Source organism: Paraburkholderia kururiensis JCM 10599 = LMG 19447, from assembly GCF_003986935.1.
In the GTDB taxonomy this organism is placed as follows: Bacteria; Pseudomonadota; Gammaproteobacteria; order Burkholderiales; family Burkholderiaceae; genus Paraburkholderia; species Paraburkholderia kururiensis.
Genome location: NZ_RJZE01000124.1, coordinates 1 through 578, shown reverse-complemented (window position 1 = coordinate 578; position 578 = coordinate 1). Strand labels below are relative to the sequence as shown.

2 protein-coding genes are annotated in these 578 nt (G+C 59.0%); both read right to left on the bottom strand.

Features of this window, described 5'->3' with window-relative positions:
* Positions 1 to 238 (bottom strand): hypothetical protein (locus tag PKKP23_RS33585; RefSeq protein ID WP_138721064.1); only part of this gene is annotated, 238 nt, incomplete at its 3' end.
* 146 nt (positions 239 to 384) lie between these two features.
* Positions 385 to 578, bottom strand: a 194-nt coding sequence (locus PKKP23_RS33580) for a GDP-mannose 4,6-dehydratase (RefSeq protein ID WP_205703043.1), incomplete at its 5' end; no start/stop codon positions are given.

The following is a 578-nucleotide window of genomic DNA, read 5'->3' as shown; positions in this document are numbered from 1 at the left end:
AGACCTGTTTGCCCGTCAGGTCTTCGCCCACGATCAGGGTCTTCGCACAGGCAACCAGAAAAACGAAGGCCACGAGGCGAAAGGCGAAGCCCGTGTACACACTGAGCAACATGAAAACCAGCGGAATGGATGCGAGCACGAGAGAAACGATGGGTGAACATCCCAGCGCGCTCACCGAGAGATACATGACCACCGTGAGCAGCGCGGTTTTCAGCGCAAGAACAAAGAACGTGTTCATAGGAGTCCCGAGGTCGATGAGTCAAACAAGACGGTGACGCAGCGGCATGAAAGGCCGCAGCCGTCACGCGAGCGCACAGCGTGTCCGGCCGTTCCGCTTTCAGTCAGGCGAAGCCGATATCCGAACGCTCAAAGCGCTCAGAACGCTCAGAACGAATACCCGGCTTCGTTACGCCGGATGTCCGCCTCGACCATCATCTGGCACAGCTCTTCGAGCGTGGTCGTTGGCTTCCATCCAAGCTCGCGTTCGGCCTTCGTCGCGTCGCCAATGAGCAGATCGACTTCCGCCGGGCGGTAGAACTTCGGATTCACACGCACGATGACGTGGCCGGTCTGTGCGT